Genomic DNA, 14,961 nt, shown 5'->3' with positions numbered 1-14,961 from the left:
AATCCTCCCAAACTTCAGATTTTGATAATCAGTTACGTGCGAGTGATGCCCGTGGGATCAGGCTCGCGTATCCAGAATGCGGTGGCCCCGCAAACCGCTGCGGGTACCACAAACAGGTTCACCACCGGCACCATGGCCAGCAGCGCCACCGGAAGCCCGAACCCCAGCGCACTCAGCCGGCGGGCCGCCAGGCGATGTCGCAGGGCACCGAAGCTGACCCGGTGATTATCCGCCGGGTAGTCCACATACTGCAGGGACATCATCCAGGCATTGAAGGCAAACCAGAGTACGGCCGCCACCAGGTTGACCACCGGTATCAGACCGATAATGAACAGCAGCAGTGCCCGGGGCACATAGTAGACAATCTTGTGAACTTCCCGGCCGAGGGCCCGGGGGATATCCTTGAGGATCTGAATCCAGCCACCATCTTCACTGAGTGTCTGGCCGGTGAGGTACTTCTCGGTCTGCTCCGACAGAGAGCCGTAGAACGGGGACCCGATCAGATTGGCCATGATCACAAAGCCATAGGCAAACATTAGCAATATGACAATGCCGTACAGCAGCCAGAACAGCCAGTCGATGGCTTGCAACCAGGCCCAGTCCGGCAGCCAGGCCATGACGGTGGCAATCATTACTGCAAAACCCTCTGCCATCAGCCACACCAGGGCCACGAACAGCAACAGGTTGAGGATTAGCGGAACAATGACGAACAACCTCAGCCCCGGCTGCCGTATCAGGCCGAAGCCCTCTCCCAGATAACCCAGGCCCCGGAAAAAATTACCTTGCAACATGCTTGCAGCCTCATGACACATGGCAGTGAAGGGGCGCAAAGCATATCATGATGCCAGTAACACCACAGCCGGACCCGGTATGCGACTTCCACACCCCCTTCACAAACTGCTTGCGTTGCAACCCTTCTGGCGCGCCCTTTTCTGCCTGTCCCTCATCGCCATCACCTGGCTGGGCTTCACCAGCGAGCCCTACCCCATTCCCTCTGCCGCCAGCGACAAGGTCAACCACTTGCTGGCCTTTATGGAACTGGCAATACTGGCCCGCCTCGGTTGGCCAGCCATCGGTTACATAGCCCCCCTGGTGGTGCTTGCCGGCTACGGCATAGCGCTGGAGCTGGGGCAGGCGATCACACCCTGGCGGGACTTTGCCGTGCTGGATGTGATGGCCGACGTAGCGGGCATACTCATCGGCTATGCCGTGCTTGCCCTGCTACTGAAAATCACCGGTGCCCGGTTGGCAAGCCGGCCCTGAAAGGCATTACCGGCCCCGGAATGGCCGGGGACACCTGGCGAGGCGGAAAGAATTGATGCCATGACAGGAACCGGTTTTGCGATATTGACCCGGAAGTATGTGAGATATTTCCTACATTGACGTAGGAAAGCGCCGGGGATTTGGGTGGGCGAACCTGCAATTACCAATCAATAAAAATACAACTTGCTGTTTTTGCAGCCCATAATATTCCTGACACGGTTTTGTGAAAGAAGCATCATGGTTTCGTCATACGTGGTAAAACTTCACGTTGGTATAGTGGGAACCGTCAAGGATGACAAGGAAGAGGAAGACTCACTGGATGTTCCTCAAAAGGATCTTGAGGGGAAGCAAGGATTCAACGGATAGCAGGCTTAAGGGAAAACCCAACACGGATCGCTGGCTCGGAAGCCGGCGCCATGGATTTGGCCAGGGAAAGACTTGCAACCGGATCGTTGCGAAAGAGCATGGAAGCCACGACCTGTTCCGACGAGGGCAACCCAGATGGGTTGCCCTTTTCTTTTTCCGCCCCCACAGAAGCAGTTCGCCGCCAGGCTTACCAGCAACCTGCTCGGTATAAGCGCACCCGGTTGAATTCCTCGAACTCGTTCAGATCCGGCCAGGTGGTCGCAGGCACCATTTCCAGCACCTCGTACCCCGGCTCCGCCAGGTCCTTCACCCGGGAATCCGCCAGCAGCACGCCTTTTGCCGCTTCCCGGAACATACGCAGGAACGGACGATTATCCCGGTCATACAGCACATCCGCTGCGGTAATCAGGTCGATCTCCCCAGGGCGCCGGTGCCAGTCATCACAGAGCGTCACCCGGACCCCGTTAAGAATCGCATTGGCCTCGGCGGCCGCCAGGGCGTCCGGATCCAGATCGCAGGCGATGGCCTCGGCAGCACCCACGCTGGCAGCGGCCACGGCAACAACCCCTGATCCGGAACCGAAATCCAGCACCCGACGCCCCCGGACCTGCTCCGGGTGGTCCAGAATCCACTGGGCCAGCACCTGGCCACTCGCCCAGCAAAACGACCAGTACGCCGGTTCCGCCACCACTGCCTGGGCTTCATCGTGACTCAGGGGGCCTTCCAGAACCTGCGGATCGAACAGGTACAGGGGCAATGTCGGGCAGCCCGCCGGGCACGAAATCGCCAGCCGGCCCCGGGGCAGGGTCCGGCGAATCGCCCGGGCAAGGGTTTCAGGGATAGCAGAGTTGGCAGTCATGTCAGGTCCTCGGCAAGCAAAGCCGGCATTTTACACCCGGATGGCGCCTTTACAGCCGCCTCCACGACAGGGCGGGGGCCCATCCGTTATACTGGCGCCTTTTAACGCGCAATGGACGACGTCTTCCAGGCATGAGCACCCGACCCGATACCGACCAGTACCGCCAGCTGTTCATCAACGACACGCCGATGATGGATGTTCGCGCGCCGGTGGAATTTGCCCGGGGCAGCTTCCCCAATACCGTGAATGCGCCCCTGATGAACGACGAGGAGCGCCACCGGGTAGGCATCTGCTACAAGGAAAAGGGACAGGACGAGGCCATCCGGCTGGGGCATCAGCTGGTTTCCGGCGACCTCAAGGCGGAGCGGATTGCCGCCTGGAAGCGTTTCGCCCTGGAGCACCCGGAAGGCTACCTGTTCTGCTTCCGGGGCGGCCTTCGCTCACGCCTGACCCAGCAGTGGCTGCGGGAAGCCGGCGTTGAATACCCGCTGGTGAAGGGCGGTTACAAGGCCCTTCGCCGGTTTCTCATCGATACCCTGGATGACATTGTCCGCTCCGGTACCTTTCATATCATCGGGGGCCGTACCGGCACCGGCAAGACACGGGTGCTGCATCAGCTGCCCAATCCGGTGGACCTGGAAGGGCTGGCGAATCACCGGGGCTCCAGCTTCGGCCGCCAGGTGACGCCCCAGCCCTCCCAGATCGACTTCGAGAACGCCCTGGCAGTGGCGATGCTCAAGGCGTCCGAACGAGGCGGCCCAATCTACCTGGAAGACGAAAGCCGCCTGGTGGGGCGCTGTGCCCTGCCCCTGGACCTGCGTGAACGCATGTCGTCCGCACCCCTGCTGATTCTTGAGCGCCCCCTGAATGCGCGGATCGATATCATCCGCGAAGATTACGTGGAGGATATGGTTCAGGCGTTCCGGACCCGGGATGGCGAGGCAGCCGGCTGGGAAAACTTCCGTGACTACCTGCTCAGTGCCCTGGACCGTATCCGCAAACGCCTGGGTGGCGACCGGTATCAACACCTGCGGCAGGTGATGGAAGCGGCCCTGGCCGAGCAGGCGACAACAGGAAACACAGCCGCCCACAACGACTGGATAAAATCGCTGCTGACTGACTATTATGATCCTATGTATGACTATCAGCTCAGCCAGAAGTCGGGCCGCATCGTGACCTCTGGTGGCCCGCAGGACCTGGTGGAGTGGGCCACACTGGCCAGAACCGCGTAAGGCAGACGGGAAAGTACTGAATAAAGTACCGAATTACGTCAACGGATTCACAGCTGGATCTCGTACCACACGCTCAATCACACAGAAAACCGGGAGACAATAATGGAAGACCTGTTTGGCGAAAGCGGCAAGGCCGGTGAATGGCTGGATATGGCCGTGGAAATGATCATGCTGTATGCCCCCAAGGTGGTTCTCGCCATCATCACCCTGCTGGTGGGCCTGTGGCTGATCAACCGGCTGGTCAATGTGCTCGACGCACGCCTCAAGGCCAAGGACCCCAGCCTCAACAAGTTCCTCTGCGGCCTGGTCGGCATCGTACTGAAAATCCTGCTGCTGATTTCCGTGGCTTCCATGGTGGGCATCGCCACCACCTCTTTCATCGCTATCATTGGTGCCGCCGGTCTGGCAATCGGCCTGGCATTGCAGGGCAGCCTGGCAAACTTTGCCGGCGGGGTGCTGATTCTCATCTTCAAGCCGTTCAAGGTAGGCGATACGATCGAAGCCCAGGGCTTTCTTGGTGCGGTAGACGAAATCAATATTCTGTATACGATCATCAACACCTTCGACAATCGCCGCATTATCGTGCCCAACGGAGCTCTCGCCAACGCCTCCCTGGTAAACGTGAGCTACTACGAGACCCGTCGTTGCGATATGACGTTCGGTATCCACTATGACAATGACATCGACAAGGCCAAGGCCATTATCAAACGCTGCCTGGACGAGGACGAGAGGGTGCTGAAGGACCCGGAGCCCCGCATAGCCGTGGGTTCCCTGGGTGATAATTCCGTCAACATCATCGTTCGTCCGTGGACCGGAACCGACGATCTGTGGCCGGTCTACTGGGACATGCACGAAAAGATCAAGAAGGCGTTCGACGCCGAGGGCATCACCATCCCCTTCCCCCAGCGGGATGTCCATGTATACCAGCACAGTGCCCCCAGCGCCGAGTGACCCTTCAGGGACCGCCCCACCCCTGGGCGGTCCTTTCACATCACACTGGCGCACTCCATCACACTCCGTAGATTCCGAAGCTCGCAATCCGCGCACACTCGGCTAAGCTAGCGAATAACGCCGCTGGCCGGGGACCTCATGATCTCTGGCCAAAACCGTCGCACTGGCAGGAGGTTCAAGATGCCGGGAAAACAGCTGAAAGCCTTCCTTGATCAATCCGGGGTCGATTACATTGCCCTCAGCCACCCACCCGCCTATACCGCCCAGCAGCTTGCCCACCACGGCCACATTGCCGGCGACCGGGTGGCCAAGTCTGTGATCATCGAGCTGGATGGCAAGATGGCCATGCTGGTAATGCCTGCCACCTGGCGAATTCACTGGGAACGCCTGAGCGACGTGCTGGAGACAGACTTCGTCGAACTGGCGGATGAGATGGAGTTCAAGGACCGCTTTCCCGACTGCGAGGTAGGCGCCATGCCCCCGTTCGGGAACCTGTTCAACATGCCGGTTTACTGCTGTGAAGCCCTGACCCGGCAACCGGATATCGCCTTTGCTGCCGGCTCCCACGAGGAGTCCATACACATGCAGACAGCGGATTTCCTGGCACTGGCAAACCCTGTGGTGATCGAAAAGGGCTTTATCCGGCCCGGTGCCCGCAAGCCGGCCTGGATGCACCGGCGCCAGAAGGCACGGCCCCTGCCATCCGAAGAGCAGATGGAGCACTGGGAACTGGCCGGGTACTGAGGCACGCCACAGCAGACCGGCGCCGTCCGGCCAGTCTGCGCTTGCCAGTCACGGCGAGGTCCGTAAACTGGAGGTCTGACCAGGGACTTTGATATGACTCAGACCTTCGACTTTATCGTGGTGGGCGCCGGCATGGTGGGCGCCGCCATTGCCAACGGGCTGGCGGCCCGGGGCCATCAGATAGCACTGATTGATCAGGGCACGGCGCCACAGTTCTCCGCCGGGGACGACCCGGACATCCGGGTATCAGCCCTCAGTGCGGGCAGCGAGCGATACCTGCGTGAGCTGGGTGTCTGGGACGATATCCTCGCCATGGCAGCGACCCCCTATCGCCGACTGGCCGTGTGGGAAGCACCCGAACACCCGGTGGCGCGCCTGATGCCCGTCCCGCCCCCCAGAACCATCTTTTCCGCCCGCGACCTGAAAACCTCCCACCTGGGCCATATCGTGGAAAACCGGGTCACCCAGAAGGCCCTCTGGGACCGGGCGAACCGTCAGCCCACGATCACGCTATACAGCGGCGCCGGCATCCAGTCACTGTCTGGCAACGACAGCCAGATTACCGCAACCCTGGATGACGGGCACACGGTCACCGGCCGCCTGCTGATTGGCGCTGACGGGGCCGGCTCCCGGGTGCGCCAGCTTTCCGGTATCGGCGTCAGCCGTGACCAGTACCAACAGCAGGCCCTGGTGGCCAGCGTGCGCTATCGGGGCAGCCCCGAAGACATCACCTGGCAGGCCTTCCACAGCAGCGGCCCCAGGGCCTTCCTGCCACTGCACAGCGCAGGTCCGGCCCACCAGGGGGAAAGCTGGGCATCCCTGGTCTGGTACGACGACCCGTCGGTACTCAGTGATCTCAAGGCCCTGAGCGAAACCGCCTTTATCGCCCGGGTCAGCGAGGCCTTCCCGGAAGAACTTCCCGACCTGACCGCCGTGGTTGCCCGGGCCAGTTTCCCCATCGCCCGCCAGCATGCCCATCGCTATTTCCACGGCCGGGTGGTCCTGGTGGGGGACGCTGCCCACACCATCAACCCCCTGGCCGGCCAGGGGGTCAACCTGGGTTTCCAGGATGCCCTCTGCCTGCAGACATTGCTGGATGAGGCCCGACGCCAGGGCCGGGACCCCGCCGACCCGTCGTTGCTGGCCCGGTACGAAGACGCTCGGCGCCCCGCCAACCGGCGCATGATGCTGGTCATGGATGCCTTCTATCATCTGTTCAGCAACCGCAGGACACCACTCTGGGCCATGCGCAACCTGGGCCTGGGCCTGGCCCAGGGCCTGCCCTTTGCGCGCAACCGAGTGGCCCGCTACGCCATGGGCATTGATGAGCGCCTGCCGGCACCGGTAGAGACGCTACTCAGACGGTTACCCACACCCTGGAAAAAGGCCGGGTAGCCTGCCCCGAAATACCTCAACACCGACCATCAGCCGACGAAACAAAAAGGACCCAGACATGGCAGAAACCATCTTCAGCAAGATCATCAACCGGGAAATTCCCGCCGATATCGTCTACGAAGACGACATCAGCCTCGCCTTCCGGGACATCAATCCCCAGGCGCCGGTGCATTTGCTGATCATCCCCAAGAAGGAAATCGCCACTATCAACGATATCGGCAAGGACGACCGGGAACTGGTCGGCCACCTCTACTGGGTGGCAGGAGAGCTGGCCCGGGAAATGGGCTTTGCCGACGATGGCTATCGTACCGTCATGAACTGTGGCGAGAACTCCGGCCAGACAGTCTTCCACATCCACCTGCATCTGCTGGCGGGCAAGCCCCTGGGCTGGCCCCCGTATACGGACAAGATGAAACAGGCCTGATCTCCCGCCGGGGCGATCAGCCGCCCCGGTTCGCCAGCCAGACCGGTACTCATCCACGAAACGGTATCACAGCCTTGGTTTGCGCCCTTCCGATCTGTAATCATTGGAACCTGTACTGCCAGGAACAACGCTGTGAAAAATGACTGTCATTACCACCCCCTGGAGCCCGCCAAGTGGGTGTGCGGTGAGTGCCTGATCCATTATTGCTCGGGCTGCATGCCGGATGCCGATCCCCGACGTCAGCACGGGCTGTGCCCCCACTGTGGCCGCACCCTGCGCTACCTTGGCGCTGCCACGGAAGCAGAGCCCTTCTGGCAGAGGCTTTCAGCATTCTTCCGCTACCCGTTCCACCGGGACCCCCTGATGGTGGTGGCCTTCTGTACCCTTGTACCTGTTTTTCTCGGCCAGGGAATTCTGGGCTGGATTACCTATGTGGTGCTGGCCCTGGTGCTGTTCAAGTACACCTACGCGGTGATACGCCACACGGCGGAAGGTCACATGAAACCACCCCCGGTTAACGCCGCCTGGTCCGGTGATGGCTTCGCCATCGGTATACAGCAGATGGTGGTATTTATTGCCATGGTGCTGCTGGTGGGGTTTGCCATGGCGGTGCTGGGACCGATTCCGGGCCTGGTGGTCGGTGCCCTGGTGGTGCTGGCCCTGCCTGCCTCCATTATGGTGCTGGCCATGGAAAATTCGGTGTTTTCCGCGCTTAACCCACTGAATCTCACTGCTCTGATAACCGCTATCGGCTGGCCCTATTTCCTGCTGTACGGGTTCCTGGTCCTGATGACCATGGCGTCGGGTGCCGCCCAGGACTTTGCCGTCAGCCACCTGGACCCGGTGATAGCCCAGCCATTGACAGGCTTTCTCAACAGCACCTATATGCTGATTCTGTTCCACATGCTCGGATACCTTTTATTCCAGTACCAGCAGGAACTGGGCTTCGCCAGTGACTACCAGGATGATGACACGCAGGCGGACCCGCAACGGGACCGCAGCCGACGTATCGATGCGGATATCGACATGAACCTCAAGGAAGGCAACTACGACCGGGTGGCGGGCATCCTTGAGGAGTCCCTGAAGCGTGATCCGGCCAATCCGAACCGGCTCGAGCAGCTTTATCGCCTCGCCCTGGCCCGCAATGACCGGCAGAGCCTCGCTCGTCATCACAGCAAGCTGTTGCGATGGATGGTCGCCCTGCGCCGTCACCGGGAAATGAAAGCCCTGCTGACCCTGCTGCGACAGCAGGACCCGGATTTCCAGGTTGCAGACCCGGAACTGGCAGTGGCCAGCGCTGACCTGCTGTTCCTGCAACACGAGCCGAAACCGGCGCTGCAATTACTGCGGGACTTCCACAAGCGCTTTCCGGACAGCGATCAGATCGCACCGGCTTACCTGCTGGTGGCGCGAATACTCGCCAACGGATTTGAACAGTGGGACAAGGCCGGCAGTTTCCTCCGTTTTGCCGCTAAACACACCAGTGACCCCGTACTGACAGAAACTATCAACCATTACCTGGAACGGGGCCGCCGCCAGGAACCCCTCAAGGCGCCCCGGGCCAGCTTTGCCCCCCGGCACGAGTAATCCGGCAAATACGGCGACCATGAAAAAAGGCGACGGGGTCTAGGGCCCCGTCGCCTTTTTATCAGATGCCTGCGACACGAACTCTGACGCAGACAGAGGGTGGGCTGCTTCGGGTCAGAAACCCTTGAGGCTCGCCACCCGGTCCGCGTGGTAGCGGAAATCACCCAGCAACAGCTGTACCGGGCGGGCACGCTTCATGAACAGACCGATATCGAATTCGTCGGTCATGCCCATGCCACCGTGGAGCTGAACGCCCTCATTGGTGACCAGCTCCGCCACCTGGCTGGCCTTGGCCTTGGCAGCGCTGGCCAGCATGGAGGCCTGGTCGTCATTGGCGTCCAGGGCCATGAACGCCTTGAGCACCATGGACTTCAGCTGCTCCAGCTCGCTCCACATATGGGCGGCGCGGTGTTGCAGCGCCTGGAAGGAGGAGATATACACGCCAAACTGCTTTCGCTCCTTCATGTAAGCCACGGTACGGTCGAACGCTTCACTGGACAGCCCCAGCAGCTCCGCCGCCAGGTGGGCGTTACCGATATCCAGCAGCTTCCGCAGCGGGCCGGCAGCCTGGTCCTTGTTACCCAGTACCGCATCCGCACCAACGGCGACGTTTTCCAGGGTCACTTTCGCGTAGTTGCGACCGTCCGGGAAGATAGTGCGCTCAACACTCACACCTTCCGCCTTTGGATCCACCAGGAACAGGGTGATGCCGGACTCGTCCCGTTCACCACCGCCGGTGCGGGCGGAAACGATCAGGGTATTGGCGACGTGACCATCCACTACAAAGGTCTTGTTGCCGTTGAGCACAAAGCCTTCGCCCTGGGCCTCGGCTTTAGTGGCTACCCGCAGGGGCTGGTGGCGGCCGGCTTCGTCAATGGCCAGGGCCATCAGGTGACTGCCGTCGGCGATGCCCTTCAGGGTTTCCTTCTGGCTGTCGTTACCGGCCAGCATCAGTGCGCAGGCGCCGAGAACGCCGGAAGCAAACAGGGGCGAGGCGGCCAGGGTGCGGCCACCCTCTTCCATCACCTGCCCCATGCCCACGTGACCAAACTCGGAGCCGCCATGGCTTTCCGGAATCAGGGTACCCGCCAGGCCCAGTTCAACCGCCTGGTTCCAGAACGCCGGCACGTAGCCCAGGGGGTCTTTCTCATCCCGCAGTTTGCGCAGCTGGGACACCGGGGCCTGCTCGCTGAACAGGCCTCGGGCAGCGTCCTTCAGCATCTGTTGTTCTTCAGTCAGTACAAGCTTTTGCATGATCGTCTCCGCCCTTAGCCCAGTCCGAGAATGTTTTTGGCGATAATGTTGAGCTGAACCTCGGTGGTGCCTCCTTCAATGGAGTTACCCTTGGTACGCAGCCACTGTTGCGGCAAGGCGCCGGCTGGCCGGTTGTCCCCTTCCCAAAGCAGGCCTTCACTGCCCCAGGCGGCCACCAGCAGCTCGTAGCGACGCTTGTTCAGCTCGGTGCCGGCATACTTGAGCATGGCAGAGACGTTGCCCACGCCCTGGCCAGACTTGGCTTCGTCCCGGGCCCGTTCGGCGGTCAGCTCGTAACCGATGGAGTCGATGGCCCAGGAGGCTATCTCGGTACGCAGCATGGGGTCGGCCAGCTTGCCGTCCTCCAGGCCTACTGCATCCACTGCCAGGTCGGCGAGGGTCTTCTGGCCGGCTGCGGTGCTGCCCATGTTGCCGATCATGCTGCGCTCATGGGTGAGCAGGTACTTGGCAATGGTCCAGCCCTTGTCCACTTCACCCACCACCTGGTCTTTCTCCACACGGACGTTGTCCAGGAAGGTTTCACAGAACGGTGACTCACCGGAGATCAGTTTGATGGGACGGGTGGATACCCCCGGGATTTCCATGTCGAACAGCACGAGGCTGATGCCTTCCTGCTTCTTCACGTCCGGGTTGGTTCGCACCAGGGCAAACATCCAGTCGGCCTTGTCGGCGTAGGAGGTCCAGATTTTCTGGCCGTTGACGATGAAATGGTCGCCCTTGTCCTCGGCCTTTGTCTGCAGGCCCGCCAGGTCGGAACCGGCACCCGGCTCGGAATAGCCCTGGCACCAACGGATTTCACCGCGAACGATGGGGGGCAGGTGCTGCTGCTTGAGCGCTTCAGAACCGAACTTCAGGATGGCAGGGCCGATCATCCAGATACCGAAGCTGTTCAGGGGTGGGCGGGCCTGGATACGGGCCATCTCTTCCAGCAGGACCTTGTGCTCGTCGCGGCTCAGGCCACCACCGCCGTACTCGGTGGGCCAGTCAGGCGCCGTCCAGCCTTTTTCCGCCATGCGTTCCAGCCAAAGGCGCTGGTCTTCGCTCTGGAACTGGAATTTGCGGCCACCCCAGCAAGCGTCCTTGTCGCTCTTGAAGGGGGATCGCATGCTCTGGGGGCAGTTCTCCTCAAGCCATGCCCGGGTTTCCTGACGGAAGGTTTCCAGATCAGTCATGCTTGCTCTCCTTGGGGCAGCACGCAGCGGCCTCGTGTCGGGCCAGTGGTGTTTTGGGGAGCGTGGCTGCCGGTGTCACGTTGGAATAGTGTTCCGCTCAGCAAAAACATAAAGCGGATAACCGACCGAATAATGCCTTATCCGGAACCGGCCTGTCATGTCCCTGAAGCGAAAGATTTGCTGGAAATTTCGCATCAATCAATAAAAACAAACGGTTAGCCGAAAGAAAAACAATACACCCCTGTACGGTGAGTGAAAGGGCAGCGCATCAGAGTGACTTCAGCAGCTGGCGGTATTCGTTGGCCCTGGGCTCCATGCGGCGCTTGCCGAACTCGGCGGCCAGCAGCTGCCCCGCCTCCCGGACCTGTTCCGGCGCACCCCGTTCACGAAGTCTCGCGAAGGCCTTTTCAGCAATTCCGAGGTCATCGCCACGCAGGGCGGCAAACAAGACCCGGTTATGCTCTTCCGGCTCCAGAGGCTGACGGTCCTCCGCCAGCTGCAGGTACTCCTGCCAGGTTTTAACGAGGTTTTCGGGTTGCTGTAATCGTAGGTAGGCGTGTAACAGCTCCACCGTACGCTCCCGGTAGGCGGGCAGGTCCGGCCGCAGCTTGGCCAGCTGGTAGAGGTGCTCCAGCGCTACCGGCCGGTCCGGATTGGCCTGCCATAACGCCTCGAAGCGCTTGCGGGCGGCGTCAAAATCCATACGGGCGACGGCTTCCAGGGCGTGGGCATAGTCCGCGGAGAAGGCTTCGTCCCGGTCGTCCTGCTCCGGTTCGTAGAAGGTCTCACGGGCCTGGAACCAGCCCTTGCCCAGCAGCAGCACCAGGGCAGCCCCGGCAGCCAGCCCGCCAGCGTGGGCCAGGTAAGCGACACCAGTGGCTCCGGCCATGAGGTAATCGTAGATTTCCTTGCCCAGCCAGACGGGGAGGATCACCAGGGCCGGGGCCCGGAAGTAGTTGAAATACACACCGACAAAATAGAAAAACCGGATTCGCTGCAGGCCATAGAATGCCACGTACATGCCCATCAGCCCGGAAATGGAGCCGGAGGCTCCCACCAGCGCCACAGGCTCGTTCCAGTGGAACAGCCCGTGCACACCCCCGGCAACGGCGCCGCACAGCAGGTAGGCCAGCAGATAGCGGCCCGGCCCCAGCGCTTTCTCCACGGTGTAACCCAACAGGAACAGGAAAACGAGATTACCGATCAGGTGACCCCAGCCACCGTGAAGGAACTGGTAGGTAATAAACCGGTACAGGGACGGTTCTGCAGGAATCAGTCCCGCCTCATTGGCACTCAACTGATCGATGAACCGCTCCTGGATGGGGGGCCGGTGCTCGGTCCAGTAACGACGTTCGGCGCTGTTCATGACCAGCTCCCGGTTACCCTCCAGGTAATCCATGAACGCCCGGTCCGTCAGAATCGCGGCTGCCAGTCCGGCCCGCTCCCCCTCGCCGTGAAGGAACCTGAGGTATTCCAGCCGTTCGCCCGCCTCTGTCTCTCCCCGCAACTGCTGTCGTTCCAGGTAGTCCAGGTACAAGGGGAGCTCCAGCTCATCGAGGCCTGCATCCAGGTAGCTGCCAATGGCCTGTCCCATAAGGCGCGGGTCCTTGGCCTGATAGAACAGGAATACCAGCAGGCAGGCCAGTATCAGCGCCAGGGTCATCCATGGCGGATGCTTCCAGTCCAGTTTCCGTTCAGCAGGCAGGATAAACATGGGCGGCCACTTTTCATCACAATCGGTCGTTGGTCAGAACGGTTTCTACCACAGCGGGGCCAATATTTCCCGGTGTAATAGCACGACCTGGCAAGAAACAGGAGAAACCCTCAACGTCCACCCGAAAGAGGAGTCACCCATGTCATACCGACGTCACAACAATGTCATTCAATCGGAGAGAACGAACCGGGGGAATGGCCGCAAGCTATTGCCAAGCCCCCGGATACCAACGATAGTATGCGGGAATAAGAATAATAGCCTGACCCAATGAGACAAGGAAAACGACATGACCGTACTCGTACTGGATAGCCCGGAGCTGATTGCACGCGCCGCAGCTCTAGAAGCCGCCCAGACCGGAACAGAGGTTCCGGCGAAGGATGCCAGGGTCGTGCATGGGGAGGCAGACATCCGGACCCCGGACTTGCCGTACTACCCCCGGCAGGAAGACAGCCAGACCGAGCGGGGAGCCAGAGCCCTGGCACTCGTTGTCTGAGACACACCAGCGCCCGGCCCTGCAGGGTTTACGGGCGCTTTACCTTTGATCTGACAGGACTGGCGCAGCGCACCGTCAGGGCTGAACCTGAATCACGTTCCACACCAGCAGGACGGCCATCACCGCCATGCTGAGCCAGGTCAGCAGGATACCCACCAGGCGAGCCTTGTGGGGACCACCATGGCCATTGAACATGCCAAAGGCATGCAGAATGCGCCCGCCAACAAACGCCATTCCCACCCAGTAGATCCACTGGGCACTGACACCATTGAGCTCACCCACCCCCATCAGGATGAGAGCGAGAGGCGCATACTCTACCAGGTTGGCCTGGGCCCGGTCGGCCACCCGGAATTCAACATCGTCATTAACGCCGAGTCCCTGCCGGTATTTCAGCCGGTACCTCGAAACCTGGAAAGAAAGGAACAGCAGCAGCAAGGCTGTTACCGCCGCATAAACAGCCGTTACAGGCATCAGCATGGATCAGGCCTTCTTGATTGCGCTGACCACCGCCAGCAGTAACACAGCACCAACCGTCGCGGTGACAAGTTCACCGATTCGCCCTTCCGGCGACAGCTGAAGCATCCGGAACAGAAAACCGCCAATAAAGGAGCCGACGATACCAATACCCACATTGGCCAGTACGCCAAAGCCACGGCCCTTCATGATCAGGCCCGCCAGCCAGCCGGCTATACCACCGATTACCAGAAACAGAATCAGGTTCATCCGTGCTCTTCTCCCGGTTCAGGGACCCCCCGGATACGCCCGTGGATGGCGATCGGATTCCGTCGGGATTCCATGGCACACCAAACAACAGCCAACCGGTTCCACAGGCTGGCCATCCGCTTTTCAGTGCATCGAGATTGCCCTGATTTTCAATCGCATGCAAGCCTCAGACACCGGCCGGCAATGTCTGTCCCGGCCACGGCAGATCCCGCGTCGCCTCCACCACGAAACGCAGGGGGCCATTGGCATCAAGGGAGTCGAAGGGGTAACAGGTCACCAGCACCAGGGAGTTCTGGTCATAATGGTTCAGCTCAATCTGCTCCTTGCGGCTGTCAACGATCCTGACTGAGGCGACCCGATACCGGCGCCAGATACCGTCAGCAAACTGCAGGCGCACTTCCTCGTCAGGACGAATACCCTTAAGTGGCCGGAAATGTGTATCACGGTGGCCGGCAATCACCACCGGTGTGGACGGCCGTTCACCGGGTTCCGGGCCGGCCATCTGACCAGGACCGAAAGCCAGGCTTTCGCCATGCCCACCTGACAGCACCACCAGCGTCGATAACTCACCGGGGAGCTGCAACTGTGCCACCGGCCAGGTATCTGCCCACGGCCACGGCGGGCTTTGCTGCTGGGCCACCTGGGTACGCGCCCAGGCCAGGGTGAGCAACTCCTGGGCCATGACCGCCTTGAGGGGGATCCACAACCCTGCCAGCAACAAACCGGCGGACAGGGTAACCAGCATCAATAACATCCGTCCCAT

The 14,961-nt window shown here is 60.9% G+C and carries 16 protein-coding genes; 8 read left to right on the top strand and 8 right to left on the bottom strand.

The genetic code is table 11. The features are described 5' to 3' along the window. Positions 1-32: 32 nt before the first annotated feature. Entirely contained in the window at positions 33-791 is a 759-nt protein-coding gene (cysZ, locus tag ACESMZ_RS00420) for a sulfate transporter CysZ (RefSeq protein WP_372972063.1), read from the bottom strand. Positions 792-870: 79 nt separating this feature from the next. Here cysZ and ACESMZ_RS00415 point away from each other — a divergent pair, with 79 nt between their 5' ends. After that, positions 871-1,263 (top strand): VanZ family protein, encoded by a 393-nt coding sequence (locus ACESMZ_RS00415; protein ID WP_372956130.1) that lies wholly within the window; start codon positions 871-873, stop codon positions 1,261-1,263. A 553-nt stretch (positions 1,264-1,816) separates the two neighbouring features. On the opposite strand, the gene ACESMZ_RS00410 is transcribed toward ACESMZ_RS00415, so the two are convergent. Further along, positions 1,817-2,488, bottom strand: a complete 672-nt coding sequence (locus tag ACESMZ_RS00410) for a 50S ribosomal protein L11 methyltransferase (protein ID WP_372956129.1) — start codon at positions 2,486-2,488, stop codon at positions 1,817-1,819. A 131-nt stretch (positions 2,489-2,619) separates the two neighbouring features. On the opposite strand from ACESMZ_RS00410, the gene mnmH reads away from it, so the two are divergent. The 6 genes from mnmH to ACESMZ_RS00380 all read left to right on the top strand — a co-directional run bounded on the left by mnmH (position 2,620) and on the right by ACESMZ_RS00380 (position 8,821). Then, a complete protein-coding gene (gene mnmH, locus ACESMZ_RS00405; protein ID WP_372956128.1) occupies positions 2,620-3,720 on the top strand; it encodes a tRNA 2-selenouridine(34) synthase MnmH in 1,101 nt (366 codons plus the stop codon). Between the two features lie 102 nt (positions 3,721-3,822). Beyond that, a complete protein-coding gene (locus ACESMZ_RS00400; RefSeq protein ID WP_372956127.1) occupies positions 3,823-4,671 on the top strand; it encodes a mechanosensitive ion channel family protein in 849 nt (282 codons plus the stop codon). A 180-nt stretch (positions 4,672-4,851) separates the two neighbouring features. Next, positions 4,852-5,415 carry an aminoacyl-tRNA deacylase gene (locus tag ACESMZ_RS00395; protein WP_372956126.1) on the top strand — a complete coding sequence of 188 codons (564 nt, stop codon included), beginning with the start codon at positions 4,852-4,854 and terminating at the stop codon, positions 5,413-5,415. A gap of 93 nt (positions 5,416-5,508) precedes the next feature. Further along, positions 5,509-6,810 (top strand): FAD-dependent monooxygenase, encoded by a 1,302-nt coding sequence (locus ACESMZ_RS00390; RefSeq protein ID WP_372956125.1) that lies wholly within the window; start codon positions 5,509-5,511, stop codon positions 6,808-6,810. Positions 6,811-6,868: 58 nt separating this feature from the next. Then, entirely contained in the window at positions 6,869-7,234 is a 366-nt protein-coding gene (locus tag ACESMZ_RS00385; protein WP_372956124.1) for a histidine triad nucleotide-binding protein, read from the top strand. Positions 7,235-7,366: 132 nt separating this feature from the next. Beyond that, positions 7,367-8,821 (top strand): hypothetical protein, encoded by a 1,455-nt coding sequence (locus ACESMZ_RS00380; protein WP_372972062.1) that lies wholly within the window; start codon positions 7,367-7,369, stop codon positions 8,819-8,821. A 114-nt stretch (positions 8,822-8,935) separates the two neighbouring features. Here the strand turns inward: ACESMZ_RS00380 and ACESMZ_RS00375 are convergent, their stop codons facing one another. The 3 genes from ACESMZ_RS00375 to ACESMZ_RS00365 form a co-directional block, all read right to left on the bottom strand. Further along, positions 8,936-10,075, bottom strand: a complete 1,140-nt coding sequence (locus ACESMZ_RS00375) for an acyl-CoA dehydrogenase family protein (RefSeq protein ID WP_372956122.1) — start codon at positions 10,073-10,075, stop codon at positions 8,936-8,938. A 14-nt stretch (positions 10,076-10,089) separates the two neighbouring features. After that, positions 10,090-11,268 (bottom strand): acyl-CoA dehydrogenase family protein, encoded by a 1,179-nt coding sequence (locus ACESMZ_RS00370; protein WP_372956121.1) that lies wholly within the window; start codon positions 11,266-11,268, stop codon positions 10,090-10,092. A 268-nt stretch (positions 11,269-11,536) separates the two neighbouring features. Further along, positions 11,537-12,982: a rhomboid family intramembrane serine protease gene (locus ACESMZ_RS00365; protein ID WP_372956120.1), complete on the bottom strand. Its 1,446-nt coding sequence runs from the start codon at positions 12,980-12,982 to the stop codon at positions 11,537-11,539. Positions 12,983-13,268: 286 nt separating this feature from the next. Between ACESMZ_RS00365 and ACESMZ_RS00360 the strand changes: the two genes are divergently transcribed. Beyond that, positions 13,269-13,475, top strand: a complete 207-nt coding sequence (locus tag ACESMZ_RS00360) for a hypothetical protein (protein ID WP_372956119.1) — start codon at positions 13,269-13,271, stop codon at positions 13,473-13,475. 75 nt (positions 13,476-13,550) lie between these two features. On the opposite strand, the gene ACESMZ_RS00355 is transcribed toward ACESMZ_RS00360, so the two are convergent. The 3 genes from ACESMZ_RS00355 to ACESMZ_RS00345 form a co-directional block, all read right to left on the bottom strand. Next, entirely contained in the window at positions 13,551-13,952 is a 402-nt protein-coding gene (locus tag ACESMZ_RS00355; RefSeq protein ID WP_372956118.1) for an MAPEG family protein, read from the bottom strand. 3 nt (positions 13,953-13,955) lie between these two features. Next, a complete protein-coding gene (locus ACESMZ_RS00350; RefSeq protein WP_372956117.1) occupies positions 13,956-14,198 on the bottom strand; it encodes a GlsB/YeaQ/YmgE family stress response membrane protein in 243 nt (80 codons plus the stop codon). Between the two features lie 166 nt (positions 14,199-14,364). Further along, the gene (locus ACESMZ_RS00345; RefSeq protein ID WP_372956116.1) at positions 14,365-14,961 is read right to left on the bottom strand and encodes a class GN sortase; all 597 of its coding nucleotides are present in this window, start codon (positions 14,959-14,961) and stop codon (positions 14,365-14,367) included.

Origin of the sequence: Marinobacter sp., from assembly GCF_041690615.1 — a bacterium.
GTDB lineage: Bacteria > Pseudomonadota > Gammaproteobacteria > Pseudomonadales > Oleiphilaceae > Marinobacter.
The sequence above is the reverse complement of the archived record's forward strand: the minus strand, read 5'-3'. Positions and strand labels throughout refer to the sequence as shown.

Bases quoted from the DNA above. Each gene is read 5' to 3' on its own strand.
- ACESMZ_RS00360 (WP_372956119.1), top strand. From the start codon at position 13,269: ATGACCGTACTCGTACTGGATAGCCCGGAGCTGATTGCACGCGCCGCA.
- ACESMZ_RS00390 (WP_372956125.1), top strand. From the start codon at position 5,509: ATGACTCAGACCTTCGACTTTATCGTGGTGGGCGCCGGCATGGTGGGC.
- ACESMZ_RS00370 (WP_372956121.1), bottom strand. From the start codon at position 11,268: ATGACTGATCTGGAAACCTTCCGTCAGGAAACCCGGGCATGGCTTGAG.
- ACESMZ_RS00385 (WP_372956124.1), top strand. From the start codon at position 6,869: ATGGCAGAAACCATCTTCAGCAAGATCATCAACCGGGAAATTCCCGCC.
- ACESMZ_RS00355 (WP_372956118.1), bottom strand. From the start codon at position 13,952: ATGCTGATGCCTGTAACGGCTGTTTATGCGGCGGTAACAGCCTTGCTG.
- ACESMZ_RS00350 (WP_372956117.1), bottom strand. From the start codon at position 14,198: ATGAACCTGATTCTGTTTCTGGTAATCGGTGGTATAGCCGGCTGGCTG.
- ACESMZ_RS00345 (WP_372956116.1), bottom strand. From the start codon at position 14,961: ATGGGACGGATGTTATTGATGCTGGTTACCCTGTCCGCCGGTTTGTTG.
- ACESMZ_RS00395 (WP_372956126.1), top strand. From the start codon at position 4,852: ATGCCGGGAAAACAGCTGAAAGCCTTCCTTGATCAATCCGGGGTCGAT.
- ACESMZ_RS00400 (WP_372956127.1), top strand. From the start codon at position 3,823: ATGGAAGACCTGTTTGGCGAAAGCGGCAAGGCCGGTGAATGGCTGGAT.
- mnmH (WP_372956128.1), top strand. From the start codon at position 2,620: ATGAGCACCCGACCCGATACCGACCAGTACCGCCAGCTGTTCATCAAC.
- ACESMZ_RS00375 (WP_372956122.1), bottom strand. From the start codon at position 10,075: ATGCAAAAGCTTGTACTGACTGAAGAACAACAGATGCTGAAGGACGCT.
- cysZ (WP_372972063.1), bottom strand. From the start codon at position 791: ATGTTGCAAGGTAATTTTTTCCGGGGCCTGGGTTATCTGGGAGAGGGC.
- ACESMZ_RS00415 (WP_372956130.1), top strand. From the start codon at position 871: ATGCGACTTCCACACCCCCTTCACAAACTGCTTGCGTTGCAACCCTTC.
- ACESMZ_RS00410 (WP_372956129.1), bottom strand. From the start codon at position 2,488: ATGACTGCCAACTCTGCTATCCCTGAAACCCTTGCCCGGGCGATTCGC.
- ACESMZ_RS00365 (WP_372956120.1), bottom strand. From the start codon at position 12,982: ATGTTTATCCTGCCTGCTGAACGGAAACTGGACTGGAAGCATCCGCCA.